The organism is Rathayibacter sp. AY1E3 (assembly GCF_002932235.1).
Classification (GTDB): Bacteria; Actinomycetota; Actinomycetes; order Actinomycetales; family Microbacteriaceae; genus Rathayibacter.
In genome coordinates this window covers 249,785-272,922 of the sequence record NZ_PSVN01000003.1, presented here as the reverse complement: position 1 = coordinate 272,922, position 23,138 = coordinate 249,785, and the positions used below count along the sequence as shown (strand labels likewise).

The window sequence follows — 23,138 nt, the reverse complement described above, 5'->3', positions numbered from 1 at the left end:
CCCGTCGGACACGTCCTCGGAGCGCGCCCCGCCCCACGAGGAGAACCCATGCTCACCGTCACCGCCTACGCCGCCCCCTCCGCGACCGAGCCGCTCGTCCCCACGACCATCGAGCGCCGCGACGTCGGACCGCACGACGTGCTCATCGAGATCGCCTACTCCGGCATCTGCCACTCCGACATCCACACCGTCCGCGGCGACTGGGGTCCGGTGGCGTACCCGCTGACCGTCGGCCACGAGATCGTCGGCGTCGTCGCCGAGGTCGGCTCCGAGGTCACCAAGCACTCCGTCGGCGACCGCGTCGGCGTCGGCTGCATGGTGAACTCCTGCCGCGAGTGCGAGAACTGCCTCGCGGGCGAGGAGCAGTACTGCCTGAAGGGCAACACCGGTACCTACGCCTCCGTCGACCGCGACGGCACCATCACCCAGGGTGGCTACTCCACGCACGTCGTCGTCGTCGAGGACTTCGTGCTCCGCGTCCCGGAGTCGATCCCCTACGAGGCAGCCGCCCCGCTGCTGTGCGCGGGCATCACGACCTACTCGCCGCTCTCGCACTGGGAGGCGGGCCCCGGCAAGCGCGTGGCCGTCGTCGGCCTCGGCGGGCTCGGCCACATGGCCGTCAAGTTCGCGCACGCGATGGGCGCCGAGGTCACCGTGCTCTCGCAGACCCTCAGCAAGAAGGAGGACGGCCTCCGCCTGGGCGCCGACCACTACTACGCGACGCGCGACGAGGCGACCTTCACCGATCTCGCGAACACCTTCGACCTGATCGTCAACACGGTCAGCGCGCCCCTCGACCTCGACGCCTACCTGGGGCTCCTGCGCCGCAACGGCACGATGGTGAACGTGGGCGCTCCGGCCGAGGCGCTGCCGCTGCACGTCTTCACGCTCTTCGGCGCCCGTCGCTCCTTCGCGGGCTCGGGCATCGGCGGCATCCGCGAGACCCAGGAGATGCTCGACTTCTGCGCCGAGAAGGGCATCGCGAGCGAGGTCGAGGTCGTCTCTGCCTCGCAGATCAACGAGGCCTACGAGCGCGTCCTCGCCTCGGACGTCCGCTACCGCTTCGTGATCGACGCCTCCACGTTCGAGAAGTGAGCGCGGCCGGGGCGCTAGCCTCGGCGGCATGAGCGAACGGAGCCACCCGGCCGTCGACCGCGTCCTCGCCGACCTCGACCGGCACGGCGTGCACCCGACCGTGCGCTGGCTCGATTCGGCCGCGTCGACGGCCGCACTGGCGGCCGAGGCGCTGGGCGTCGACGTCGGTCAGATCGCCAATTCGCTCGTGTTCCTGCTCGACGGTGCGCCGCTGCTGGTCCTGACCAGCAGCGGCCACCGCGTCGACACCGCCTGGCTGGGCGTGCAGCTGGGCGGATCGATCACGCGGGCGCCGGCCGCGGAGGTGAAGTCCGCGACGGGCCAGACGATCGGCGGGATCGCGCCGGTGGGCCATCCCGCGCCGCTGCGCACCGTGGTCGACACGGCCCTCGCCGCCTCCGACGTTGTCTGGGCGGCGGCCGGGCACGCACACACCGTCTACCCGACGGGCTTCGCCGAGCTGGTCCGGGTCACCGGGGGAGAGGCGCGCGCCGTCGTCCCGCCGGATCCGGCGCCGTAGCGCCGACTGGACGACGAACGCCCCCTGCGATCCGAGATCGCAGGGGGCGTCGACGAGAGCAGGGGTCAGAGCACGCGGCCCGCGCCGTCGGCGGCCGTGACCAGGAAGAGCTCCGGAGTCGTGAAGCCCCTCTCGGCGAAGGCGGCGAGGACCGCGGCGCGGACCTCCTCCTCCTTCTCCACCGGAGTGAGGGCGATCGCGGAGCCGCCGAAGCCGCCGCCGGTCATCCGGGCGCCGATCGCTCCGGCGCCGCGCGCCGCTTCGACGGCGGTGTCGAGCTCGGGCACCGAGATCTCGAAGTCGTCGCGGAGTGAGACGTGGCCGGCGTCGAGCAGATCGCCGATCGCCCGGGGACCGTGCTCGCGCAGGGTGCGGACGGTCTCGAGCACGCGGGCGTCCTCGGTCACGACGTGCTTCACGCGCCGGTAGGTGACGTCGTCGAGGAGCTCCTGGGCGCGCGGCAGGTCGTCGACCGTCAGCTCGCGGAGCGACGGCACGCCGAGGGTCGCGGCGCCGAGCTCGCAGGAGGCGCGCCGCTCGGCGTAGCCGCCGGTGGCGTGCGCGTGCTCGACGCGGGTGTCGACGACGAGCAGGACGAGCCCGGCCTCCTCGAAGCCGAGGGGGACGACCTCGGTGTCGAGGCTGCGGCAGTCCAGGAACACCGCGGCGTCGCGCTTTCCGAAGAGGGAGGCGGACTCGTCCATGATCCCGGTGGGGGCGCCGACCGCGACGTTCTCGGCGCGACGGCCGACGCGGGCCATCGTCGCGCGGTCGAAGCCGAGGTCCCAGAGCTCGTCGAGGGCGACGGCCATCGCGCACATCAGTGCCGCGGAGCTCGAGAGCCCCGCGCCGACCGGCACGTCGGAGTCGACGTACGCGTCGAAGCCCGCGCGGGAGCCCAGGTCGACGCCGTACTCGGTGAGCGCCCAGACCACGCCGAGCGGGTAGGCCGACCAGCCGGTCACGGCGCCGGGGCCGAGCTCGTCGAGAGCGACCTCGACCACCTCGGGGGAGAAGGCGCTGCTGATCCGGATCAGGCGGTCCTCCCTCGGAGCGACGGCCATCGCCGTGGCGCGGTCGATCGCGAAGGGGAAGACGAAGCCGTCGTTGTAGTCGGTGTGCTCGCCGATCAGGTTCACGCGGCCGGGGCCGGCCCAGACGCCCGCGGCAGGGCGGCCGAAGGTGCGCTCGAAGGCGGCGGCCGCGCTCTCGGCGACGGCGGTCAGGGAGGCGGGAGCGGCGGTCATCGGTTCTCCTTGGCGATGTCGGCGGCGGTGGTGGCGGGAGTGGCGGCGCCGCCGGGAAGCGAGTCGTCGCTGTGCGCGGCGACCGGCAGCGCCGCGTCGGGGCGCTGTGCGATCCCGGCCTCGAGCACGGCCGCGTCGGCCCGCTCGATCGCCGCGCGCAGGGCCGCGGCGCTCGTCTCGGGGGCGATGTCGCCGATCCAGGCGCCCATCGCGGCCTCGCTCCCCGCGAGGTACTTGAGCTTCGTCTCGGCGCGGCGGGGCGAGGTGATCTGGAGCATCAGGCGCACCTCGTCGCGGCGCTCGTGCACCGGGGCCTGGTGCCAGGCGGCGATGTAGGGCGTCGGGGTGTCGTAGAGGGCGTCGATGCCGCGGAGCAGGCGCTGGTACATCACAGCCAGCTCGTCGCGCTCCTCCGGGGTGGTCGCCGCCAGGTCCGGGACGTGGCGGTGCGGCAGGAGGTGCACCTCGACGGGCCAGCGCGCGGCGAACGGCACGAACGCGGTGAAGTGCTCGCCGCGGAGGAGGACGCGCTCGCCGGCCTGCTCGAAGGCGAGGACGTCGGCGAACATCGACGGCCCGTAGCTGTCGAGCGAGGCGAGCAGGCGGGTCGTGCGCGGCGTGACGTAGGGGTAGGAGTAGATCTGCCCGTGGGGGTGGTGCAGCGTGACGCCGATCGCCTCGCCGCGGTTCTCGAACGGGAAGACCTGCTGCACGCCGGGAAGGGCCGAGAGGGCGCCCACGCGGTCGGCCCAGGCCTCGACCACGGTCCGGGCGCGGGAGGCGCTGAGCGTGGCGAACGAGCCCTCGTGCTCGGGGCTGAAGCAGACGACCTCGCAGCGGCCGACGCTGGTCAGCGTCCGGCCGAGCCCGAGGGTGCGCAGGTCCTCCAGGGAGGCGGGCGCGTCCGCGTCCTCGAGGAGCGGGCCGAAGGAGGGGGAGCGGTTCTCGAAGACGGCGACGTCGTAGCGGCTGGGCACCTCCGACGGGTTCGTCGGCGACGCCGGGGCGAGCGGATCGAGCTCGGCCGGCGGCAGGAACACGCGGTTCTGGCGCGACGCGGCGATGGAGACCCACTCGCCGGTCAGCACGTCCTGGCGCATCCGCGCGGTGGCGGGGCGGGGGTCGAGGTGGCGGGCGTCGGCGGCGCGCTCCGGGGGGAGCGTCGTATCGGCGTCGTCGAAGTAGAGGAGCTCGCGGCCGTCGGCCAGCGTGTGCGGGCGCTTGACGACGCCGGCGGAGAGTGTGATCGCTTCGTTCATGGCAGGAGTCAGACTAGGGCCGCACCTTCGAAAAGGAAAGCTCGTTTTCCCTTTGACAAGTCCACCGGCCCGCGTGCACGATGGGCGGATGAGAACGGACGGCGAGCAGGAGTCCACGTCGGCGATCGAGCGCCGGCTGCGGCTGCGTCTGGCCGCCGAGAGCTCGGGCTTCGTCGGGGTCGCCCCGATGGCCGACATGCTCGGGGTCTCGGTCGTCACGGTCCGCTCCGATCTCGCCCTGCTCGCGAGCGAGGGTGTCCTCCAGCGGGTGCGCGGAGGGGCGATCCCGGCGCCGAGGCCCACCGGCGAGCGCTCGCTCGAGGAGGGCCTGAGCGCCGCCTCCGACGAGAAGGCCGCGATCGGCGAGGAGGCCGCCGCCTCCGTCTCCTCCGGGCAGAGCATCGTGCTCGACGTGGGCACCACCCCGCTCGCCATCGCGCACGCGCTCGTGGCGCGGGAGGAGCTGCGCGACGTCACGGTGATCACGAACGGCCTTTCCACGGCGCTGGCGCTCGAGCCGGCCATCCCGCGCTTCACGGTCGTCGTCACCGGGGGCACTCTGCGGCCGCTGCAGCACTCGCTGGTCGAGCCGCTCGCGTCCGAGCTGCTCGAGCGGATCCGCGCCGACATCGCCTTCATCGGCTGCACCGGCGTGCACCCCGAGGCCGGCGTCACCAACGTCAACCTCCCGGAGGCGACCCTGAAGCGCCGGATGCTGCAGGCGGCGACCCGCCGGGTCGTGGTCGCGGACTCCTCGAAGCTCGGAGTGGTCGACCTCGGCCGGGTCGCCGCTCCCGACGAGTTCGACCGTCTGCTCACGGGGGCGGGGGCCGCCGACGGACTCGTCGCCGCTCTGGAGGAGGCGGGGCTCGCGGTCACCCGCTGCCGGACGCTCGGCGAGCGCGTCAGTCCGTAGGATCGAGGAATGGCCGACTTCACCCCCGCCCCCGCCACCGGGCGCCAGTTCCCGCTCGATCTCACCGCCGAGGGACGCACCCTGCACGCCGTCGTGACGGAGGTGGCCGCAGCGCTGCGCCACCTCTCGGTCGACGGAGTGGAGATCACCGCCTCCTACCCGGAGAGCACCGTCCCGCCGTTCGGCTCGGGCATCGTCCTGATGCCCTGGCCCAACCGCGTCAAGGACGGGCGCTGGCACCACCGCGGCGAGACGCTCCAGCTCGCGATCACCGAGCCGAAGTACCACAACGCCATCCACGGCCTCCTGGTGAGCACCCCGTACCGCCTCGTCGACCAGGGCCCGTCCTTCGTCGAGCTGGCCGCGCCGGTCGTGCCCCAGGCGGGCTACCCGTTCCACCTCGAGACCTCGGTCCGCTACGAGCTGCAGGCCGACGGGCTGAAGGTCGTCCACCGCGTCGTCAACGTCGGAGCCGACGAGGCACCCGTCGCCATCGGCACGCACCCCTTCCTCGCCATCGGCGACGTGCCGACCGACGAGCTCGAGATCACCGTCGACGCGGCGGTGCACATCGAGGTCGACGAGCGCCTCAACCCCACCGTGCAGAACCCGGTCGAGGGCACCGAGTGGGACCTCCGCTCCGGCCGCCGCATCGGCGACCTGGAGCTCGACGACGCCTGGGCCGACGTCCGGATGGTCGACGGCGAGAGCGTGCACGGCCTCCGCGCCGCGGACGGCCGCCGCGTGCTCCTCTGGGCCGACGCCTCGCACAACTTCATCCAGGTCTTCATCACCCGGATCTTCCCCGACGGCGACGACGTGAAGACCGCGATCGCCGTGGAGCCGATGACCGCTCCCGCCGAGGCGTTCAACAGCGGGCAGGGCCTGCGCTGGCTCGAGCCGGGCGAGGAGTGGACCGTCGCGTGGGGCATCCGCCACGAGGGGTTCCCCACCGCGTCATGACCACCCTCGCGGCGGTCGGGCGCGACGACGAGGCCAAGCGCGTCGCTCTCGTCCGGATGAAGCGGCTCGCCACGGGCCTGCTCGTGGTGATGGCCGTCGTCTTCGCCGTGTCGTTCGCCCTGCAGGAGCGCTACCCGTGGCTGCAGTGGGTCCGGGCCGCGAGCGAGGGCGGGATGGTCGGCGCGCTCGCCGACTGGTTCGCCGTGACCGCGCTGTTCCGGCGGCCGCTGGGCCTGCCGATCCCGCACACCGCGATCATCCCGACCAAGAAGGACGAGATCGGCGCGAGCCTCGCGCAGTTCGTCGAGGAGAACTTCCTCCGCGGCGCCATCGTGCGCGAGAAGCTCGACTCCTTCGGGATCGCCCGGCGGGCGGGGCTGTGGCTCGCCGAGCCGGAGAACGCGCACCGGGTCGGCGGCGAGAGCGCCGCGGCCGTCCGCTCGGCGATCGCCCTGCTGGACGACTCCGACGTGCAGCGCGTGATCGAGGCGCTGGCACGGCGCCACCTCCTCGACCCGCAGTGGGGTCCGCCGCTGGGCTCGCTGGTGGGAAGCGTGGTCGAGGCCGGCCACCACCGGCGCCTCGTGGACACGCTGGTGGAGCAGGCGGAGGCGTGGCTGACCGCGAACCCGCAGAGCTTCACCCGCATGGTCAGCGGCCGCCTGCCGAGCTGGCTGCCCTCCGCGGTCAGCCGAGCGGTGGACGAGCGGTTGTACCGCGAGGCTCTCGTCTTCGTCGCCGCGGTGCGCGAGGACCAGGTTCACCCGTTCCGGATCGCGATCGACGGCTACCTCGCCACGCTCGCGCAGGATCTGGGCACCGACCCCGACCTGATCGCCCGGGTCGAGGAGATCAAGAACCGCGCCTTCGACAGCCCGCGCGTCCGCGAGCTCGCCGGGGACGCCTGGGAGGCGACGAAGGCCTCCCTCCTCGGCGCGATGGACGACCCGTCGAGCCCCCTCCGCGGCAGCATCGAGTCGATCGTGGTCGATCTGGGCCGCCGGCTCTCGACCGACGCCGGCCTCGCGGCGACCGTCGACTCCTGGATCGGATCGGTCGCGGCCAACCTGGTCGACCGCTACCGCACCGACATCGCCAGCATCATCGGCGACACCATCCACCGCTGGGACCCGCGCGAGACGTCCGAGAAGCTCGAGCTGCAGGTCGGGAAGGACCTCCAGTTCATCCGGATCAACGGCACCGTCGTGGGCTCCCTGGCCGGGCTGGTCATCTTCACCGTCGCGCACGCGCTGCTCGGCTCGTGAAGCGGGGCGCCCGGGCCCGCTCCGCAAGCCCTCGTCGACGTCGGTGGTCGGGCGTACGGTCGCACCATGAGCGATGACAACACCACCGATCCCGATGTCAAGACCGAGGGCGACGTCCTCGGCGCCCGTGCCGACGACGGCAGCGACACCAGCGCCAGCAAGGACCCGTCCGACTGGGTCACCGGCGACGAGCCGATGACCGGCCCGCAGCGCAGCTACCTCGACACCCTCGCGCGCGAGGCGGGCGAGACCCTGCCCGCCGACCTCACCAAGGCCCAGGCCTCCGAGCACATCGACCGCCTGCAGTCCTCCACGGGCCGTGGCGACGGCAGCAACGGGCACGACTGATCCCGCCGGGGCGCCCCGGGGCTGAGCATCAGTCCCCGTCGGCGCCCCCGTCCGGGGCGCGCACACCGCGCCCCGGCGTCCCTAGGGTTCCGTCATGGCGATCTCCCGCACCACGCGCAACGCCCTCGACCTCATCGACGCGATCCGGATCCCCGGCCGCATCGATCCCCGTCTGGCCCGGCAGGTGACCCTGTCCCTCCGCCAGCTCCTCGAATCCGGAGCCTTCGGCCCGAGCGAGCGGCTCCTCCGCCGCCGCGCGAGGAGGCTCCGCTCCCGCACCCGCGAGGCGGCGGCGTTCCGGCAGACGCGCCCGGCCGGCTGCACCGTTCAGCCCTGAGCCCGCTGAACGGAGTCGCTCCGCTGTGACCGGCGACGGGACAGACACCGTCCGCGCGGTCGTCTAGAGTTCCTGGCATCCGGTCCGCCGGATGCCCGCCGCAGTCTCCCGGCCGGTCGACAACGGAGTCGTCCCGGCGCGGGTCATCCCCCCGTTCGCGCGTCGAACGCCCCGCTGGTTCCAGCACCCCGCTCCCTCCTCGAGAAGGGACTCCCGCGATGACGACCCGCGTCTCGCACACCGCGACGACCGTCCGCCTCGTCCGCTGGTACCGGATCGACTCCGACTGGCTCTCGGAGGTCGTCACCGGCCGCCTGCTCGAGCACCAGGACGGCCGCTGGCGCCTGCTCGTCGGCGAGAAGGTCCGCGACTACCCGGATGAGGTGTGGTCGCTCTGCCACGAGTGACGCCGTCGCGGAGCACCGCGGCCCGGACGAGGCGTCAGAGGTAGAGGTAGTACGTCTTCGCGCAGTCCGTCGAGCAGAACGGGTCACGGCGGCGGGCCGGCCGGACGCGGCACGCCTCGCACAGCCGCGGCCGGCGCAGGAGGACGCGGAGGACGGTCAGCACCTCTGCACGGTAGTGCGGCGACCTGGCTGCGCCCTGGCACTGTCCGGAAAGCGCGACCAGGCGGTCGTGTGGTGGGCCCCGTCGGGCTCGAACCGACGACCCGCGGATTAAAAGTCCGCTGCTCTGCCAACTGAGCTAGAGGCCCGCGCGCTCCAGGGTAGCGGGCCGTCGGCGCCCCCGGAGCAGGTGCGGCCCGGAGCAGGTGCGGCCCGGAGCGCGGACGATCCCGGAGCGGACCGCGTCCTCCGCGCGGGCATACCCGCCCAGCCGCGGGCGTTACCCTCCTCGAACCCCCTACGGAGCGCGAGCGCGAGAGCGTCCGCGCGCACGACCGCGGAAGGCGGCCCCATGACAGACGGCTTCCACAAGCCGACCAAGTTCCCCTCCCACGTCTTCGAGGCGTTCCAGGGAGGAGAGGACCCGGCGCAGATCAGCCGCGTCGCCCACGAGACCGCGATCGCGCTGCTGAGCCGTGTCCGGAACGACCCCGACCCGGTGGTCATCGACCGCCTGGTCGAGTACACCGACCACAACGGCATCGACGCGCTGGCCGAGCTCTGGGCGCGCTCCAGCGCGGCGAGCCTGCCGGGCGCCCTCTGGCGGATCTACCTGCTGCGGCTGGTCATCCGGCAGGACCCGGAGAGCACGAGCTTCCTCTACCAGCGCGGAGTCGAGCTGTCCGCCACGATCGACCCGGTGGTCGCCGGAGCCAGCACTCCCACGGGGCCGGCCGAGATCACCGAGCTGGCCGACCGGATCCTCCGCGGCGTCTTCGACGGCGACTTCGCGGTGGCACTGGACCGCGCCGCGGCGTTCTGCCGCGTGAGCGCCTCCGGAGCCGTCTCGGTCGCCGACGACGTGGAGCCGGTGAATACCGCCCGGGCGAGCGAGCTGACCACCCGCGCCCTGCGCCTCTCGACCACCGCGGCCGAGCTCGTGAGCTGCGCGCGGCTGTGGCGGAGCGACTCCCTGGAGTGACGCGCAACCCGCGTTCACCCACTGCGAACGCCGCTCGCCGCCACCGCGGAGGCCTTTGGTAGACTGGCGGAAGCCGGATCGCAGTAACCCCGGGCTCCACTTATAGCCGCTTCGAGCGGCCTCGCGCCGAGAGGCGTTCCTGCGGTCCGGCCCCTTCTCTGCTCGCATCGCCGCCACGGTGCGCGAGGCGAGGGCCCAGGAGGAGTCGATCCTCGCCCGAGTCCCCACAGACAGGCGCCAGCGGAATGAAGAACAGCAGAGCTCTCCGGATCGGCGCGCGCGTCTGGGCGGGGGCGGGGCTGCTGGTCGTCGCCGCCCTCTACCTCCTCGCCGCGCCGAGCGTCGACGACGCGGAGGGCGCCCAGTTCGCCGCGGGGGTCTCGCTCTCGCAGGGCACGGTGATGCGCGTCCTCGCGGTCCTCGACGTGCTCGCCGGGCTCTGGGTCCTCATCCGCCCGCGCAGCTATCCGGGCATCACCGCTGCGGCGGTGGCCGTGATCTCGCTCTGGCTGGCCCCCCGGCTGGGCGACCCCGCGCTCGTGCCGATCGGCCCGTTGGCGCTGGATGTCCGATTCGTGACGCATCCGATCGAGGTGTCGGTCGTCGTTGCAGGCCTGGCCGTGACAGCCTTCTGGATGACGCGGAATCTTTCAGCCCGGGCGCGGGCGAGGCGGGGCTGATGACGGACGACACCACAGCGGAGGCGGCTGTCCTCCTCGAGCGCATCGCCGGGGGAGAGCAGGCCGCGTTCGCCGCGCTCTACGACCAGATGGCCGGCCGGGTCCTCGGCCTGATCATCCGCGTCCTCGTCGACCGCTCCCAGTCCGAGGAGGTGGCCCAGGAGGTCTTCCTCGAGATCTGGCAAACCGCTGGGCGTTTCGCTCCGAATAAAGGAAGCGCGACGACCTGGATCCTCACGATGGCACACCGCAGGGCCATCGACAGGGTCCGCGCGGCTCAAGCCGGCCGTGATCGGGACATGCGCATCGGAATCCGAGACCTCGGACGCGACTACGACCAGGTCTCCGAGCAGGCGGAGGTGTCCCTCGAGCACGAGAAGGTCGCGGCCGCCATGGGCCGCCTGACGGAACTGCAGCGGCAGGCGCTGCAGCTCGCTTACTACGGCGGATACTCGCACAGCGAGATCGCGGGGATCCTGCAGTGCCCCGTGGGAACCGTCAAGACACGCCTGCGTGACGGAATGATCAGACTTCGAGAAGAGATGGGGGTGGCCCTGTGAACGATGTGCGACTCCCCGACGGGATGGACGACCCGCGCGATCTCGCGGCGGGTCACGCACTGGGCATCCTGACGCCCGAGGAGCAGGAGCGCTACGAGCGCTTCCTCTCCGAGCACCCGGAGGCGCGCGGCGAGGCCGACGCGTTCGCCGAGGTGGCGGAGGCGCTGGTCGCCGACGCACCCGCCGTGGAGCCCTCGCCGGGCTTCAAGGCCGACCTGATGGCGCTCATCGCCACCACTCCGCAGCTGCCGCTGGAGGAGCCCGACGAGGACCACGAGGCGCCCGCCGCGCCCCGTCTGGTCCCCGTCGCCTCCGAGGGCGAGCGGAGCGGTCCGACGGCTCGCCGGGACGGTGGCGGCAGCGCCGCGAACCGCGCCCGGAGCCGCTGGTTCGCCCGCCCCGCGGTCTACCTCTCGGCGGCCGCGGCCGCCGCGGTGATCCTGGTCGGCGGAGTGACCCTTCCGCCGCTGCTCTCGTCCGGCCCCGGCCAGACGCAGCAGCAGACGGCTCTGGAGCAGATCCGCAGCGCCCCCGACGCGCAGGAGACGACCGGCACGGTCGCCACCGGCGAGCAGGCGACGCTGGTCTGGTCGAGCTCGCTCGGCCGCTCCGCCCTCGTGGTGGACGACCTGGCGCCGCTGCCGGAGGACAAGACCTACGAGCTCTGGTACATCGGCTCGTCCGGTCCGGTCGCCGCAGGGACGTTCGACGGGGGAGAGGGCAGCACCGTGGCCCCGCTCGAGGGGAGCCTCACCGAGGGCGGAGTCGTCGCCGTGACGGTCGAGGACGCCGGCGGCTCGCCGACTCCGACCACCGATCCGATACTGGCGATCGACATCGCCTGACGGCCCGAGCACGAGAAGAGCCGCACTCCCCTCACGGAGTGCGGCTCTTCTCGTTCCCGGAGGGAACGCGGTGGAACGAGAGCGAGCCGCGACCCCGGAGGGACGCGGCTCGCTCTCGTCTGCGGCGGATCAGCCGAAGCGGCCCGAGACGTAGTCCTCGGTCGCCTGGACGGACGGGCGCGAGAACATCGTCGCGGTGTCGTCGTACTCGATGAGCTTGCCCGGCTTGCCGGTGCCCGCGATGTTGAAGAACGCGGTGCGGTCCGAGACGCGCGAGGCCTGCTGCATGTTGTGGGTCACGATGACGATCGTGTAGTCGTTCTTGAGCTCCTCGATGAGGTCCTCGATCGCGAGGGTCGAGATCGGGTCGAGGGCGGAGCAGGGCTCGTCCATGAGGAGGACGTCGGGGGAGACGGCGATCGCGCGGGCGATGCACAGACGCTGCTGCTGGCCGCCGGAGAGACCGGAGCCCGGCTTGTCGAGGCGGTCTTTCACCTCGTTCCAGAGGTTCGCGCCCTGGAGCGAGCGCTCGACGAGCGCGTCCGCGTCCGACTTCGAGATGCGGCGGTTGTTGAGCTTCACGCCGGCCAGCACGTTGTCCCGGATGGACATCGTCGGGAACGGGTTGGGGCGCTGGAAGACCATGCCCACCTGCCGGCGGACCTGCACCGGGTCGACGCCCGGGCCGTACAGGTTGTTGCCGTCGATCAGGACCTCGCCCTCGACGTGCGCGCCGGGGATGACCTCGTGCATGCGGTTGAGCGTGCGGAGGAAGGTCGACTTGCCGCAGCCGGACGGGCCGATGAAGGCGGTGACCGTGCGGGGCTCGATGGCGAGCGAGACGCCCTCCACCGCGAGGAACTGGCTGTAGTAGACGTTGAGGTCGTTGACCTCGATGCGCTTGGACATTGCTTCCTTCGGGGATTCCGGCCGGAGCCGAGTGGTGGGTGTCAGCGGCCGAGCTTGGGGGCGAAGATCTTCGCGATCAGGCGGGCGACCAGGTTCAGCGCCATGACGATCAGGATGAGGGCCAGCGCGCCGGTCCAGGCCCGGTTGAGGAACGCCTCGGCGTCGGGACCCTGGTTCGCGTACTGCGTGTAGACGAAGACCGGGAGGGTCATCATCCGCTCGCTGAAGAGGTCGTAGTTCATCGACGCGGTGAAGCCGGCGACGATGAGCAGCGGGGCGGTCTCGCCGATGACGCGGGCGATCGCGAGGGTGATGCCCGTCGTGATGCCGGCGATGGAGGTCGGCAGCACGATCTTGACGATGGTCAGCCACTTCGGCACGCCGAGGGCGTAGGACGCCTCGCGCAGCTCGTTCGGGACCAGCTTCAGCATCTCCTCCGACGAGCGGACGACCACGGGGATCATCAGCACGGCGAGGGCGATCGAGCCGGCGAAGCCCATCCGGACGCCGGGCCCGAGGAGCAGCGCGAAGAGCGCGTAGGCGAACAGGCCCGCGACGATGGAGGGGATGCCCGTCATCACGTCGACGAAGAAGGTGATCGCCCGGGCGAGGTGGCCGCGGCCGTACTCGACGAGGTAGATCGAGGTGAGCAGGCCGATCGGCACCGAGATCAGCGCGGCCATGGCCGTGATCTCGAGCGTGCCGATGATCGCGTGGAGGGCGCCGCCGCCCGCGTCGATGACGTTGCGCATCGACGAGGAGAAGAAGAGCGGATCGAACCGCGCGACTCCGTTGGAGACGACCGTGTAGAGCAGGGAGATCAGCGGGAGCAGCGCGATGATGAACGCGGTCGCGACCAGCGAGGTCACGAGGCGGTCGACAGCCTTGCGGCCGCCCTCGACCAGGCGCGAGACCACGTAGATGGCGACGTCGAAGAGGACGGTGCCCCAGAAGATCGCGCCGACGAGGCTGAAGTCGTTCATCATGCCGGCCGCCTGGAGGATCAGGAAGACGGCGGCGAACACGACCCAGCTGCCGACGAGCAGCATCCAGGGGGTGCCCTTGGGCAGCTTGCCCGCCTGCAGCGAGAAGGGCATCGACGAGGTGGCGGCGGACATCAGTTGGCTCCCGAGAAGGCCTTGCGGCGGTTGACGATGAACCGCGCGACCGAGTTCACGACGAGGGTGATGACGAAGAGGATGAGGCCCGAGGCGACGAGGACGTTGACGCCGACTCCGCTCGCCTCCGGGAACTGCAGCGCGATGTTCGCGGCGATGGTGTTCGAGTTCTGCGAGGTGAGCAGGAGGAAGGAGACGACCGTCGCGGGCGAGAGCACCATCGCGACGGCGAGCGTCTCGCCGAGGGCCCGGCCGAGGCCGAGCATGGCGGCCGAGACGATGCCCGGGGCGCCGAAGGGCAGGACGGCCATGCGGATCATCTCCCAGCGGGTCGCGCCGAGCGCGAGCGCCGCCTCCTCGTGCAGGCGCGGGGCCTGGAGGAAGATCTCGCGGCAGACCGCGGTGATGATCGGGATGACCATGACGGCCAGCACCACCGAGGCGGTGAGGATCGTCTTGCCGGTGCCCGACGCCTGGCCGCCGAAGAGCGGGAACCAGCCGATGTTCACGTTGAGGAAGAGGTAGAAGGGCTGCACCATCGGCGCCAGCACGGTCGCGCCCCAGAGGCCGAAGACCACCGAGGGGACGGCGGCGAGGAGGTCGACCACGTAGCCGAGGGCCATCGCGATGCGGCGCGGCGCGTAGTGCGAGATGAAGAGGGCGATCGCGATCGAGAGCGGCAGGGCGATCACCAGGGCGATCACCGCCGACCAGACCGTGCCGAACACCAGGGGGCCGACGTAGGCCCAGAAGCTCGTCGCGTCGCCGGGGAGGCTGCCGGCCGGCGCGGTGAACGCGGGGATCGACTGCGCGATCAGGAAGATCGCGACGGCGGCGAGGACGAGGAGGATGAGGGAGCCGGCGGCGACGGTCGAGATCGAGAAGACCCGATCTCCGACACGCACCTTCGCCTTCGGGCGGACGACGGTCTCAGTTGCCATTCCAGGGGACTCTCTTCAGACGAGGGGTTCGGCGGGGCGCACAGGGAGATGCTAGGGCTCGGAGGGGGCGTCCGGTGGGTCGAGCCCGGCACAGGCGGGGCCCGTCCCGCGGATCGTGCTGCGAGACGGGCCCTGCCGGTGGGACTACTTGATCGACTCGATCGCGGTGGCGACGGTCGAGGCGAGCTCGGAGCTCAGGGGAGCGGAGCCGGCCTGAGCGGCGGCGGCCTCCTGGCCCTCCTCGCTCGCGACGTAGGAGGCGAAGGACTTGACGACCTCGCCCTTGTCGGCGTCCGCGTACTCCTGGCACACGATGAGGTAGCTGACCAGGACCATCGGCCAGGCGTCCGCCTCGGTGCCGGTGCGGTCGATCTTGATCGCGAGGTCGTTGTCCTCGCGGCCCTCGGCGATGGGCGAGGCGGCGACGACCGCCGCGGCTCCGTCGGCCGAGATGGTCGAGAACGCGTCGCCGACCTTCAGCTGGGCCATGTCCATGCCCTGGGCGCCGGACTCGTCGGCGTAGCCGATCGTGTTGGTGCCGTTCTTGACCGCGTCGACGACACCCGAGGTGCCCTTGGCGCCGTCACCGCTCTGGTACGGGAAGGTCTGCGCGGCGGGAGCGTCCCAGACGTCGCTCGCGGTGGCCGCGAGGTAGTCGGTGAAGTTCTGCGTGGTGCCCGAGTCGTCCGAGCGGTGCACGGAGGTGATGTTCGCCGACGGGAGGGTCGCGTCGGGGTTCAGGGCCTTGATCTCCGGGGCGTCCCAGGAGGTGATGGTGCCCTTGAAGATGCCCGCGATGGTGGCCGCGTCGAGCTTGAGCTCGTCGACGCCCTCCACGTTGAAGATGACCGCGATCGGCGAGATGTAGACCGGGAGGTCGATCGCCTTGGTGTCGGGGGCGCAGGCGGCGAAGGTGCCCGCGAGCTCCTCGTCCTTGAGCGCGGAGTCGGAGCCGGCGTAGTCGGCGGCGCCGTCGATGAAGTTGGTGCGGCCGGCGCCGGAGCCCTGCGGGTCGTAGTTGACCGTGACCTCGGGGTTCGCGGTCTGGAACGCGGCGGCCCAGGTGGTCTGCGCGGTGCCCTGAGCGGACGAGCCGATCCCGGTGATGGTGCCGGAGAGCGTGGAGGTGGTGGCGGAGCCGGAGCTGCCGCCTGCGGCCGGTGCCTCGTTGGCAGCGCAGGAGGTCAGCGTGATCGCTGCGACGGCGGCGACGACGGCCGCCTGGCCGAGACGCGAGAATCTCACAAGTATCCCTTTCGGGTAGGAATTCGTGGAAAACAGAACAGGGCCTGGTGCAGCCCGCGAGCGAGAGTACGGAGGGGTCGTGTCCTGGCACCGACCGCTCGGTGAACGCGCGGTGAACGGGTCCGCCTCGGGGATTGCGGAGCGACGGGGCGGCGGGGAAGGCGCGGTGCGTCGGGCGCGTCCCGGCTGCGCGACCGGCCCGGTGCGGACGGACCCGTCGAGCCGGTCGCTCAGCGCGGCCCGGGCGGGTCAGGCCAGCGGCGTGTGCGTCTCGATCGCGACGATGCCGGAGCCGGGGCGGCCTGTGGAGAGGTGCACCACGGCGAAGCCCCCGGTCGGGAGCGCTGCCGCCTCGTCGAGGTAGGCGCCGAGAGGAGTCGCCGTGGCGAGGGCGATCTCGCGCAGGATCTCGGGGATCACCGGCCGGTGACTGCAGAGGACGGCGGTGCGGCGGGCGCGGACCCGCTTGCCGACGAGGGCGCGGACGTCGGCGGTGCCCTGCTCGTGCGCCTCCTGGCTGAGGTCGTCGCGCAGCTTGACCGGCTTCCTGACCAGACCGGACAGCGGGGCGATGGTCGACCGGCAGCGCTTGGCGGTGCTCGAGACGAGGCGGCGCGGGCGCCAGGCGGCCACGGCCTGAGCGGCGGCCGCGGCCTCGACCCGGCCGCGCCCGGTGAGGCGGCGGGTGGAGTCGCGGCCGTCCCAGGAGGAGGCGGGCACCGCCTTCGCGTGCCGCAGGACCACGATCGCGAAGGTCTCGAGCGCACCGCGTGCGGCGATCCGGGCGAACTCGTCGACGATCGTCACGTCGTGCGGATAGGTCAGGTAGCTCCGGGCCCGCTTGAGCGTCACCCACTCGAGCGCCTCGACCTCGTCGTTCGGGAGGAAGTCGGACGCCAGGACGGCCTTCTCGGTCACCTGCGCCGCCCAGTAGTAGACGGCCTTCGGGCGCCCGCTCGGCAGCGTGTACTCGGTGCACCCCAGCGGCACCCCGAGCGCCACCGAGAGCCCGGTCTCCTCGCGGATCTCGCGGACCGCGGTCTCCGGGAGGGACTCGCCCGCGTCGACCTTGCCCTTGGGCAGGCTGACGTCCCGGCGGTGCGGCCGGTGGATCACGAGGATGTGTGGGCGGCCCTCGATGATCCGCCAGCACACCGCTCCTGCTGCGTAGACGGTGCCCGTCACGGGCGTCAGCGGCTGGAGGCCCGGTTGGCGGACCGTGTCGCCGCGCGCTTGCGATGGGTGATGTGCTGCATCAGCTGGTTCTGCAGGTCGGCGAGCGGAGCGCCCTCCTCATCGAGGTGGTGCCGCGTCCAGTCGCCGTCCGGGCCGAGCCACCAGGAGGCGGTCCGCTCGTCCATCGCCCGCTCGAACATGTCGTCGATCTCGCTGAGGTGCGCCGGCTCGACGATCCGCACCAGAGCCTCGACGCGGCGGTCGAGGTTGCGGTGCATCATGTCGGCGCTGCCGATGAAGACGTCCGGCTCGCCGCCGTTGACGAAGCTGAAGATGCGGGAGTGCTCGAGGTAGCGGCCGAGGATCGAGCGCACGCGAATGGTCTCGGAGAGCCCCTCCTGGCCGGGCTTCAGCCCGCAGATGCCGCGCACCCACACGTCGACCGGCACGCCGGCCTGGCTGGCGCGGTAGAGCGCGTCGATCACGGACTCGTCGACGATCGAGTTGACCTTGATCCGGATGCCCGAGGGGCGCCCCGCGCGGGCGTTCTCGGTCTCGGCGGCGATCCGCTTGAGCAGGCCCTTCCGCAGGTGGCGCGGCGCGACGAGCAGGCGCTTGAACTTCTTCTCGATCGCGTAGCCCGAGAGCTCGTTGAACAGACGCGTGAGGTCCTTGCCGACCTCGGGGTCGGCCGTCAGGAGTCCGAGGTCCTCGTAGATGCGCGAGGTCTTCGGGTTGTAGTTGCCGGTGCCGATGTGGGAGTAGTGGCGGAGCACTCCGCCCTTCTCCTGGCGGATGACGAGCGCGAGCTTGCAGTGGGTCTTCAGCCCGACGAGCCCGTAGACCACGTGCACGCCCGCCTTCTCGAGCTTGCGCGCCCACGAGATGTTCGCCTGCTCGTCGAAGCGCGCCTTGATCTCGACCAGGGCGAGCACCTGCTTGCCCGACTCGGCCGCGTCGATGAGCGCCTCGACGATGGGGGAGTCGCCCGAGGTGCGGTAGAGCGTCTGCTTGATCGCGAGCACGTCCGGATCGGCCGCCGCCTGCTCGAGGAACGACTGCACGCTCGTCGCGAAGGACTCGTAGGGGTGGTGCAGGAGTACGTCGCCGCGGGAGACGGCCTTGAAGACGTCCTGCCGCTGGTTGGGCTCGCTGGGCGAGAGCTGCACCGCCGTCGTCGGGACGTGATTGGGGTACTTCAGGTCCGGGCGGTCGATCTTCTGCAGGCTGAAGAGCCCGCTGAGGTCGAGCGGGGCCGGGAGCTTGTAGACCTCCTGCGTCGTGATGTCGAGCTCGCGGACCAGCAGGCCCAGCGTCTCGTCGTCCATGTCGTCGGTGACCTCGAGGCGGATGGGCGGGCCGAACCGGCGGCGCAGCAGCTCCTTCTCGAGGGCCTTGATCAGGTTCTCGGTCTCGTCCTCGTCGACCTCGACGTCCTCGTTGCGCGTCACCCGGAACACGTGGTGGTCGAGGATCTCCATGCCGGGGAACAGGTCGTCCAGCTGGTTGGCGATCAGGTCCTCGAGCGAGATGAACCGCATCGGCTCGCCCGGCGCCGCGACACCGGCGATCCGCACGAAGCGGGGGAGCATCTGCGGCACCTTGAGGCGCGCGAACTCGACCTTCTGCGTCTTCGGGTTCCGCACCCGCACCGAGAGGTTGAGCGAGAGGCCGGAGATGTAGGGGAACGGGTGCGCCGGGTCGACCGCGAGCGGCATCAGCACCGGGAACACCTGGGCCGAGAAGTAGTCGTCCAGCACGGTGCGCTCGGCGTCGCTCAGCTCGTCCCAGCGGACGAGGTCGATGCCGCCGTCGCGCAGGGCGGGCTCGACGAGCTCCTTGAACGCTCGGGAGTGGCGCTGCTGCAGCAGGTGCGCCTTCTCCGAGATGTCGGTCAGCACGTCGACCGGCACGCGGCCGATGTTCGTCGGCAGGGCGAGCCCCGTGAGGATGCGGCGCTTGAGGCCGGCGACCCGGACCATGAAGAACTCGTCGAGGTTGGACGAGAAGATCGCCAGGAAGTTCGCCCGCTCGAGCGCCGGAACCAGCGGATCCTCCGCGAGCTCGAGCACGCGCTGGTTGAACGCGAGCCAGCTCAGCTCCCGGTCGAGGTAGCGGTTGTCGGGGAGGAGCGGGTCCGAGTGCTCCTCCTCGTCGTCGAAGTCGTCGTCGAGGTCATCGCTGAGACCGTCTTCGAGAAGCAGGTTGTCGCCGTCCATGCGACCATCCTGGCACCGCGTCCGTCCGCTCCGCGCCGCCGCTCGTGAATGCCGGATGAACGGGGCCGGGGGAGGCCCTGTGGAGGAGCGCCGGCTCAGCGCAGCGGCGCGGCGCGCTGCAGGTACTGCACGTCGACGGAGGCGTCCGTGAACCCGAGCGAGCGGTAGAGCGCCACCGCCGACCGGTTCTCGGCCTCGACGTAGAGGTCGGCTGTGGTGCAGCCGCGCTCGAGCATCCGCGCGAGCCCGGCGTTCAGCAGGGTGCGGCCGAGTCCCCGTCCGGCCGCCTCGGGGGCGACCCCGAGGACGTAGATCTCGCCGGTCGTCGATCCGGGCTCGATCTTGAGCCAGTCGTATCCGAGGAGCGTGCCGTCGACGTCGCGGAGCAGGAGGAAGTCGCCCTCGTCGAACCACGGCTCGGCGCGGCGGGCCGCCAGGTCCTCCTCCGTCATCCGCCCCTGCTCGGGGTGCGCGGCGAAGATCCGCGCGTTCAGGGCGATCCACTCGGCCGGAGCGAGGTCGCGGGCGTCCGAGAGGACGACGCCCTCGGGGACGCGGACCTCGGGGGCGGCGAGCGGCTCGAGCTCGAGGTGCAGGAGGGTGCGAACCGGTGCGAAGCCGTGGGAGGCCGCGAGGGCCCGGGCGGCGGGGTGGTCGCCGTGCGCCCAGGCGAGCAGGCCCGTCCGGCCGCTCGCGAGGACCTGCTCCAGGGTCGCGGTGCCGAAGCCGACCCCGCGCCACTCCGGATCGACGACGAACTCCAGCTCGCCCTGCCCGAGGATCGCCGCCGCCACGACCACGTCGGCGCGCAGCCCCACGAGGAGGGTGCGCGAGCCGGCCCGGGCGTCGACGAGCGTCTGGTCGCTGAAGGGGGGCTGGTGGTCGAACCAGGCGGCGCGCCCGATCAGGTGCTCGAGGCCGGCCGCCACCGCGGGATCGGCCAGATCCTCAACGGACAGGTTGAGCGACTCGCTCATTGTCCTCTTCGTACACGTTGAAGCGATATCCGACGTTGCGGACCGTGCCGATCAGCGACTCCAGGTCGCCGAGCTTCGCGCGGAGGCGCCGCACGTGCACGTCGACCGTGCGGGTGCCGCCGAAGTAGTCGTAGCCCCACACCTCGCTCAGCAGCTGCTCGCGGGTGAAGACGCGCGAGGGGTGCGTGGCGAAGAAGCGGAGGAGCTCGAACTCCTTGAAGGTGAGGTCGAGCGGGCGCCCGTGCACCTTGGCGGAGTAGCTTGCCTCGTCGATCACGACGCCCGAGGCCTGGATGCGCGAGGTCGACTGCTCCTGCGCCAGCCGGCCGATCACCAGGCGGATGCGGGCGTCGACCTCGGCGGGGCCGGCCGAGTCGAGAATGACGTCGTTGACGCCCCAGTCGGCCGAGACGGCCGTGAGCCCGCCCTCCGTGAGGATCAGGATGAGGGGGACGTTTATCCCCGTGGTCGTGAGGATCTTGCAGAGCGACTTGGCGCTGGCGAGGTCCTGCCGCGCATCGACCAGGATCAGATCGCAGCTCGGGGCGTTCACGAGCTGGGCGGGCTCCGCGGGGATCTGCCGGGTCCGGTGGCTGAGGAGCCCCAGTGCGGGGAGCACCTCGGCGCCTCCCGCCGAGGTCAGTATCAACAACTGCGCCACGGATCCTCCAGAACTGGTCTGCCCGCAATACTAGCGGCGGGCCGGGAGGGGCGTCCGCCTGGGGCACAATTGTCGGATGGGCAGGGATCGGGTGGGCATCGGAGTCGTCTGGGCGCTCGCACTCGCGGGCTCCGTGCTGACTCTGGCGATCGCCGCTCCGGAGTCCCAGCAGCTCTGGCTCGCGCTGACGTTCGGCGGATGCGTGCTCGCGACCTTCGCGGTGCAGCTCGCCGTGGCCCGCGCCGAGGGGTACCTCCTCCGCGCGATGACGAGCATCGTCGGGGCGATGGCCGTGGTCGCGGTCGCGAGCGGGATCGCCCTCCTCCTCCCCGCCTGAGCGGTCGCGCCCTCCCGTCCCGAGCGCCCGGATCCGCACCGCCTGAGAGGCCGCGTCCGCCCCGCCCCTGCGTCGGAGGCGGCGGGTAGGATGAGCGCATGCTTCTCGCCCTGGAACTCTTCTACCTCGGTCTGCTCGGGCTCGCCTCCCTCGCCATCGCGTGGGTGTCCGGCGTGGTCGTCTACAAGCTCTACCGCGGCCAGCGCTAGCCGCCGCCGGAGCCCGAGTGATCTCGCTTCCGTCGGGCCTGCCGCCCGAGCTCGTCCCCCTGTCCTGGCTGCTCGGCGTCTGGGAGGGCTCGGGCGTCATCGACTACACGATCGGCGACGACTCCGTCCAGGCCGAGTTCGGCCATCGCATCAGCTTCAGCTACGACGGCCTCCCGTACCTCAACTACAACTCCTACACGTGGCTGATCGAGGAGGGCGCCGAGGAGGCGCCCCGGCCCCTGGTCACCGAGACGGGCTACTGGCGCCTCAGCCGCGCGCTGACCGACTCCGACGCCGGCCCGGGAATGCTGCCCGGCCGCGGCGCACCCGCCTTCCCCGACGCGGAGTCCGTCGAGACTCTGCGCAACGCCGCCGGCGGGTTCGACATCGAGGTCTCGCTCGTGCACCCGGACGGGGTCAGCGAGCTCTACCTCGGTCAGGTCAAGGGGCCGCGGATCGACCTCGCGACCGACGCGGTGATGCGCACCGCCGCGGCGAAGGACTACGCCGCCGCCACGCGCCTCTACGGCCTGGTCGACGACCACCTGCTCTGGGCGTGGGACATCGCCGCGCTCGGCCAGGGCCTGCGGACCCACTCCTCCGGACGGCTCGCCCGTGTCGACTGACGCGCCCTCCCCGCTCCTGGCCGCCCCGGGCGCCGTCGCGACGACGAGCGCCGCCGAGCCCGGCGTCGCCGCCCACTACGGCGAGCCCTTCCGCGAGCAGCGCGCTCTCGCCGCGGGCACCGCGCTCGTCGACCTCTCCGGCCGCGGCGTCGTGACCGTCACGGGGCCGGACCGCCTCACCTGGATCGACTCGCTCACCAGCCAGGCCGTCTCGCGCCTCGCTCCCGGCGCGTCCGCCGAGACGCTCCTGCTCGACCCGACCGGCCGGATCGAGCACGTCATCCGCCTCGTCGACGACGGCGAGACCGCCTGGCTCCTGCTCGACCGCGACGAGACGGCCGGCCTGGCCGCCTGGCTCGATCGGATGCGCTTCATGCTCCGCGTCGTGGTCGCCGACCGCACCGACGACTTCGCCACCTTCGCCGCCCTCGGCGACGGGCCGGCCCTGACGCTCGCCCTGTCCCTGGCCGAGGAGCCCGTCGTCTGGAGCGACCCGTGGTCGCAGGTCCAGCCGGGCGGCTGGCAGTACGCGCTGACCACAGAGCACCCCGGGGCCGCCTGGGAGCTCCGCGAGGTCCTGGTCCCGCGAGCGGCCCTCGAGGCCCTCGCGGAGACGGCAGTCGGGAGGGGAGTGGCCCTCGCCGGGGTCGACGCCCTCGAGGCGCTGCGCATCGCCGCCTGGCGCCCGCGCCACGCGACCGAGGTCGACGAGCGGTCCATCCCGCACGAGCTCGACCTCCTCCGCTCGAGCGTGCATCTCGCCAAGGGCTGCTACCGGGGCCAGGAGACGGTGGCGAAGGTGCACAACCTCGGGCACCCGCCGCGGCGCCTGGTCCTGCTGCAGCTCGACGGCTCCGACTCGGTCCTCCCCGCCCACGGCGACGTCGTCACGGCGCTCAAGGGCGGCGAGCCGGTCGAGGTCGGCACGGTCACCTCCAGCGCCTGGCACTACGAGGACGGACCGGTCGCCCTCGCGGTCGTCAAGCGGAGCGTCCCGGTGGACCTCGAGCTGACCGTGCTGGCCGGCGACTCGCGCGTGGCCGCGGCCCAGGAGGTCGTGGTCCCGCCCGGAGCCGGAGCGGAGGCGGGAGTGCCCCGCCTGCCCCGCCTCGGGGCGACGACCAGGTAGGCCACGCC

General features: G+C 72.0%; 26 protein-coding genes and 1 tRNA gene. 15 read left to right on the top strand and 12 right to left on the bottom strand.

Annotated elements, in window-relative coordinates:
* Positions 1-48 precede the first annotated feature (48 nt).
* Positions 49-1,095, top strand: a complete 1,047-nt coding sequence (locus C5C53_RS04250; protein WP_104233905.1) for an NAD(P)-dependent alcohol dehydrogenase — start codon at positions 49-51, stop codon at positions 1,093-1,095.
* Positions 1,096-1,123: 28 nt separating this feature from the next.
* Positions 1,124-1,615 (top strand): YbaK/EbsC family protein, encoded by a 492-nt coding sequence (locus tag C5C53_RS04245; RefSeq protein WP_104266901.1) that lies wholly within the window; start codon positions 1,124-1,126, stop codon positions 1,613-1,615.
* Positions 1,616-1,680: 65 nt separating this feature from the next.
* On the opposite strand, the gene galK is transcribed toward C5C53_RS04245, so the two are convergent.
* Both galK and galT read right to left on the bottom strand, forming a co-directional pair.
* The gene (galK, locus tag C5C53_RS04240; protein ID WP_104266900.1) at positions 1,681-2,862 is read right to left on the bottom strand and encodes a galactokinase; all 1,182 of its coding nucleotides are present in this window, start codon (positions 2,860-2,862) and stop codon (positions 1,681-1,683) included.
* Entirely contained in the window at positions 2,859-4,121 is a 1,263-nt protein-coding gene (galT, locus tag C5C53_RS04235; RefSeq protein WP_104266899.1) for a galactose-1-phosphate uridylyltransferase, read from the bottom strand. Before galT ends, galK begins: the two co-directional genes overlap by 4 nt.
* Before the next feature lie 88 nt (positions 4,122-4,209).
* Between galT and C5C53_RS04230 the strand changes: the two genes are divergently transcribed.
* The 6 genes from C5C53_RS04230 (at position 4,210) to C5C53_RS04205 (ending at position 8,357) form a co-directional block, all read left to right on the top strand.
* A complete protein-coding gene (locus tag C5C53_RS04230; protein ID WP_104256413.1) occupies positions 4,210-5,037 on the top strand; it encodes a DeoR/GlpR family DNA-binding transcription regulator in 828 nt (275 codons plus the stop codon).
* Between the two features lie 9 nt (positions 5,038-5,046).
* Positions 5,047-6,000, top strand: a complete 954-nt coding sequence (locus tag C5C53_RS04225; protein WP_104233900.1) for an aldose 1-epimerase family protein — start codon at positions 5,047-5,049, stop codon at positions 5,998-6,000.
* Entirely contained in the window at positions 5,997-7,265 is a 1,269-nt protein-coding gene (locus C5C53_RS04220; RefSeq protein ID WP_104224715.1) for a DUF445 domain-containing protein, read from the top strand. Before C5C53_RS04225 ends, C5C53_RS04220 begins: the two co-directional genes overlap by 4 nt.
* A gap of 66 nt (positions 7,266-7,331) precedes the next feature.
* Complete coding sequence (locus C5C53_RS04215; RefSeq protein WP_104224714.1) at positions 7,332-7,613, top strand: DUF3072 domain-containing protein; 282 nt, start codon at positions 7,332-7,334, stop codon at positions 7,611-7,613.
* A 94-nt stretch (positions 7,614-7,707) separates the two neighbouring features.
* On the top strand, positions 7,708-7,950 hold the full coding sequence (locus C5C53_RS04210) for a hypothetical protein (protein ID WP_104256416.1): 243 nt from the start codon (positions 7,708-7,710) through the stop codon (positions 7,948-7,950).
* A gap of 218 nt (positions 7,951-8,168) precedes the next feature.
* Positions 8,169-8,357, top strand: a complete 189-nt coding sequence (locus C5C53_RS04205) for a hypothetical protein (protein ID WP_104224712.1) — start codon at positions 8,169-8,171, stop codon at positions 8,355-8,357.
* A 34-nt stretch (positions 8,358-8,391) separates the two neighbouring features.
* Here the strand turns inward: C5C53_RS04205 and C5C53_RS17375 are convergent, their stop codons facing one another.
* Positions 8,392-8,520, bottom strand: coding sequence for a hypothetical protein (locus tag C5C53_RS17375; RefSeq protein ID WP_258059535.1), 129 nt, complete (start codon positions 8,518-8,520; stop codon positions 8,392-8,394).
* A 69-nt stretch (positions 8,521-8,589) separates the two neighbouring features.
* Positions 8,590-8,665, bottom strand: a tRNA-Lys gene (locus C5C53_RS04200).
* A 203-nt stretch (positions 8,666-8,868) separates the two neighbouring features.
* On the opposite strand from C5C53_RS04200, the gene C5C53_RS04195 reads away from it, so the two are divergent.
* From C5C53_RS04195 to C5C53_RS04180, 4 genes are all read left to right on the top strand, one after another.
* Positions 8,869-9,498, top strand: a complete 630-nt coding sequence (locus C5C53_RS04195; protein ID WP_104266898.1) for a DNA-directed RNA polymerase subunit beta — start codon at positions 8,869-8,871, stop codon at positions 9,496-9,498.
* Positions 9,499-9,743: 245 nt separating this feature from the next.
* Positions 9,744-10,178, top strand: coding sequence for a hypothetical protein (locus C5C53_RS04190; protein ID WP_104266897.1), 435 nt, complete (start codon positions 9,744-9,746; stop codon positions 10,176-10,178).
* Positions 10,178-10,738, top strand: coding sequence for an ECF RNA polymerase sigma factor SigK (sigK, locus tag C5C53_RS04185; protein ID WP_104224709.1), 561 nt, complete (start codon positions 10,178-10,180; stop codon positions 10,736-10,738). The genes C5C53_RS04190 and sigK overlap by 1 nt, the downstream gene beginning before the upstream one ends.
* Positions 10,735-11,583: an anti-sigma factor domain-containing protein gene (locus C5C53_RS04180; RefSeq protein WP_146084638.1), complete on the top strand. Its 849-nt coding sequence runs from the start codon at positions 10,735-10,737 to the stop codon at positions 11,581-11,583. Before sigK ends, C5C53_RS04180 begins: the two co-directional genes overlap by 4 nt.
* A gap of 129 nt (positions 11,584-11,712) precedes the next feature.
* On the opposite strand, the gene pstB is transcribed toward C5C53_RS04180, so the two are convergent.
* The 8 genes from pstB to C5C53_RS04140 all read right to left on the bottom strand — a co-directional run bounded on the left by pstB (position 11,713) and on the right by C5C53_RS04140 (position 20,829).
* A complete protein-coding gene (gene pstB / locus C5C53_RS04175) occupies positions 11,713-12,492 on the bottom strand; it encodes a phosphate ABC transporter ATP-binding protein PstB (protein WP_104224707.1) in 780 nt (259 codons plus the stop codon).
* Between the two features lie 41 nt (positions 12,493-12,533).
* Positions 12,534-13,610, bottom strand: a complete 1,077-nt coding sequence (pstA, locus tag C5C53_RS04170; RefSeq protein ID WP_104224706.1) for a phosphate ABC transporter permease PstA — start codon at positions 13,608-13,610, stop codon at positions 12,534-12,536.
* The gene (gene pstC, locus C5C53_RS04165; protein WP_104227270.1) at positions 13,610-14,551 is read right to left on the bottom strand and encodes a phosphate ABC transporter permease subunit PstC; all 942 of its coding nucleotides are present in this window, start codon (positions 14,549-14,551) and stop codon (positions 13,610-13,612) included. Before pstC ends, pstA begins: the two co-directional genes overlap by 1 nt.
* A gap of 144 nt (positions 14,552-14,695) precedes the next feature.
* Positions 14,696-15,796, bottom strand: coding sequence for a phosphate ABC transporter substrate-binding protein PstS (gene pstS, locus C5C53_RS04160; protein ID WP_104233897.1), 1,101 nt, complete (start codon positions 15,794-15,796; stop codon positions 14,696-14,698).
* A gap of 249 nt (positions 15,797-16,045) precedes the next feature.
* On the bottom strand, positions 16,046-16,981 hold the full coding sequence (locus C5C53_RS04155; RefSeq protein ID WP_104266895.1) for an NUDIX domain-containing protein: 936 nt from the start codon (positions 16,979-16,981) through the stop codon (positions 16,046-16,048).
* Between the two features lie 5 nt (positions 16,982-16,986).
* Positions 16,987-19,191, bottom strand: a complete 2,205-nt coding sequence (locus tag C5C53_RS04150; RefSeq protein ID WP_104224702.1) for an RNA degradosome polyphosphate kinase — start codon at positions 19,189-19,191, stop codon at positions 16,987-16,989.
* 95 nt (positions 19,192-19,286) lie between these two features.
* Positions 19,287-20,168 carry a mycothiol synthase gene (gene mshD, locus C5C53_RS04145; RefSeq protein WP_104266894.1) on the bottom strand — a complete coding sequence of 294 codons (882 nt, stop codon included), beginning with the start codon at positions 20,166-20,168 and terminating at the stop codon, positions 19,287-19,289.
* On the bottom strand, positions 20,140-20,829 hold the full coding sequence (locus C5C53_RS04140; RefSeq protein WP_104224700.1) for a winged helix-turn-helix domain-containing protein: 690 nt from the start codon (positions 20,827-20,829) through the stop codon (positions 20,140-20,142). The genes mshD and C5C53_RS04140 overlap by 29 nt, the downstream gene beginning before the upstream one ends.
* A 76-nt stretch (positions 20,830-20,905) precedes the next feature.
* On the opposite strand from C5C53_RS04140, the gene C5C53_RS04135 reads away from it, so the two are divergent.
* From C5C53_RS04135 to C5C53_RS04125, 3 genes are all read left to right on the top strand, one after another.
* On the top strand, positions 20,906-21,166 hold the full coding sequence (locus C5C53_RS04135; RefSeq protein WP_146084637.1) for a hypothetical protein: 261 nt from the start codon (positions 20,906-20,908) through the stop codon (positions 21,164-21,166).
* A 226-nt stretch (positions 21,167-21,392) separates the two neighbouring features.
* Positions 21,393-22,001 (top strand): FABP family protein, encoded by a 609-nt coding sequence (locus C5C53_RS04130; RefSeq protein ID WP_104224698.1) that lies wholly within the window; start codon positions 21,393-21,395, stop codon positions 21,999-22,001.
* Positions 21,991-23,130 carry a folate-binding protein YgfZ gene (locus tag C5C53_RS04125; protein WP_104266892.1) on the top strand — a complete coding sequence of 380 codons (1,140 nt, stop codon included), beginning with the start codon at positions 21,991-21,993 and terminating at the stop codon, positions 23,128-23,130. The genes C5C53_RS04130 and C5C53_RS04125 overlap by 11 nt, the downstream gene beginning before the upstream one ends.
* Positions 23,131-23,138: the final 8 nt, after the last annotated feature.

Bases quoted from the DNA above. Each gene is read 5' to 3' on its own strand.
- C5C53_RS04250 (WP_104233905.1), top strand. From the start codon at position 49: ATGCTCACCGTCACCGCCTACGCCGCCCCCTCCGCGACCGAGCCGCTC.
- C5C53_RS04245 (WP_104266901.1), top strand. From the start codon at position 1,124: ATGAGCGAACGGAGCCACCCGGCCGTCGACCGCGTCCTCGCCGACCTC.
- galK (WP_104266900.1), bottom strand. From the start codon at position 2,862: ATGACCGCCGCTCCCGCCTCCCTGACCGCCGTCGCCGAGAGCGCGGCC.
- galT (WP_104266899.1), bottom strand. From the start codon at position 4,121: ATGAACGAAGCGATCACACTCTCCGCCGGCGTCGTCAAGCGCCCGCAC.
- C5C53_RS04230 (WP_104256413.1), top strand. From the start codon at position 4,210: ATGAGAACGGACGGCGAGCAGGAGTCCACGTCGGCGATCGAGCGCCGG.
- C5C53_RS04225 (WP_104233900.1), top strand. From the start codon at position 5,047: ATGGCCGACTTCACCCCCGCCCCCGCCACCGGGCGCCAGTTCCCGCTC.
- C5C53_RS04220 (WP_104224715.1), top strand. From the start codon at position 5,997: ATGACCACCCTCGCGGCGGTCGGGCGCGACGACGAGGCCAAGCGCGTC.
- C5C53_RS04215 (WP_104224714.1), top strand. From the start codon at position 7,332: ATGAGCGATGACAACACCACCGATCCCGATGTCAAGACCGAGGGCGAC.
- C5C53_RS04210 (WP_104256416.1), top strand. From the start codon at position 7,708: ATGGCGATCTCCCGCACCACGCGCAACGCCCTCGACCTCATCGACGCG.
- C5C53_RS04205 (WP_104224712.1), top strand. From the start codon at position 8,169: ATGACGACCCGCGTCTCGCACACCGCGACGACCGTCCGCCTCGTCCGC.
- C5C53_RS04195 (WP_104266898.1), top strand. From the start codon at position 8,869: ATGACAGACGGCTTCCACAAGCCGACCAAGTTCCCCTCCCACGTCTTC.
- C5C53_RS04190 (WP_104266897.1), top strand. From the start codon at position 9,744: ATGAAGAACAGCAGAGCTCTCCGGATCGGCGCGCGCGTCTGGGCGGGG.
- sigK (WP_104224709.1), top strand. From the start codon at position 10,178: ATGACGGACGACACCACAGCGGAGGCGGCTGTCCTCCTCGAGCGCATC.
- pstB (WP_104224707.1), bottom strand. From the start codon at position 12,492: ATGTCCAAGCGCATCGAGGTCAACGACCTCAACGTCTACTACAGCCAG.
- pstA (WP_104224706.1), bottom strand. From the start codon at position 13,610: ATGTCCGCCGCCACCTCGTCGATGCCCTTCTCGCTGCAGGCGGGCAAG.
- pstC (WP_104227270.1), bottom strand. From the start codon at position 14,551: ATGGCAACTGAGACCGTCGTCCGCCCGAAGGCGAAGGTGCGTGTCGGA.
- C5C53_RS04150 (WP_104224702.1), bottom strand. From the start codon at position 19,191: ATGGACGGCGACAACCTGCTTCTCGAAGACGGTCTCAGCGATGACCTC.
- mshD (WP_104266894.1), bottom strand. From the start codon at position 20,168: ATGAGCGAGTCGCTCAACCTGTCCGTTGAGGATCTGGCCGATCCCGCG.
- C5C53_RS04135 (WP_146084637.1), top strand. From the start codon at position 20,906: ATGGGCAGGGATCGGGTGGGCATCGGAGTCGTCTGGGCGCTCGCACTC.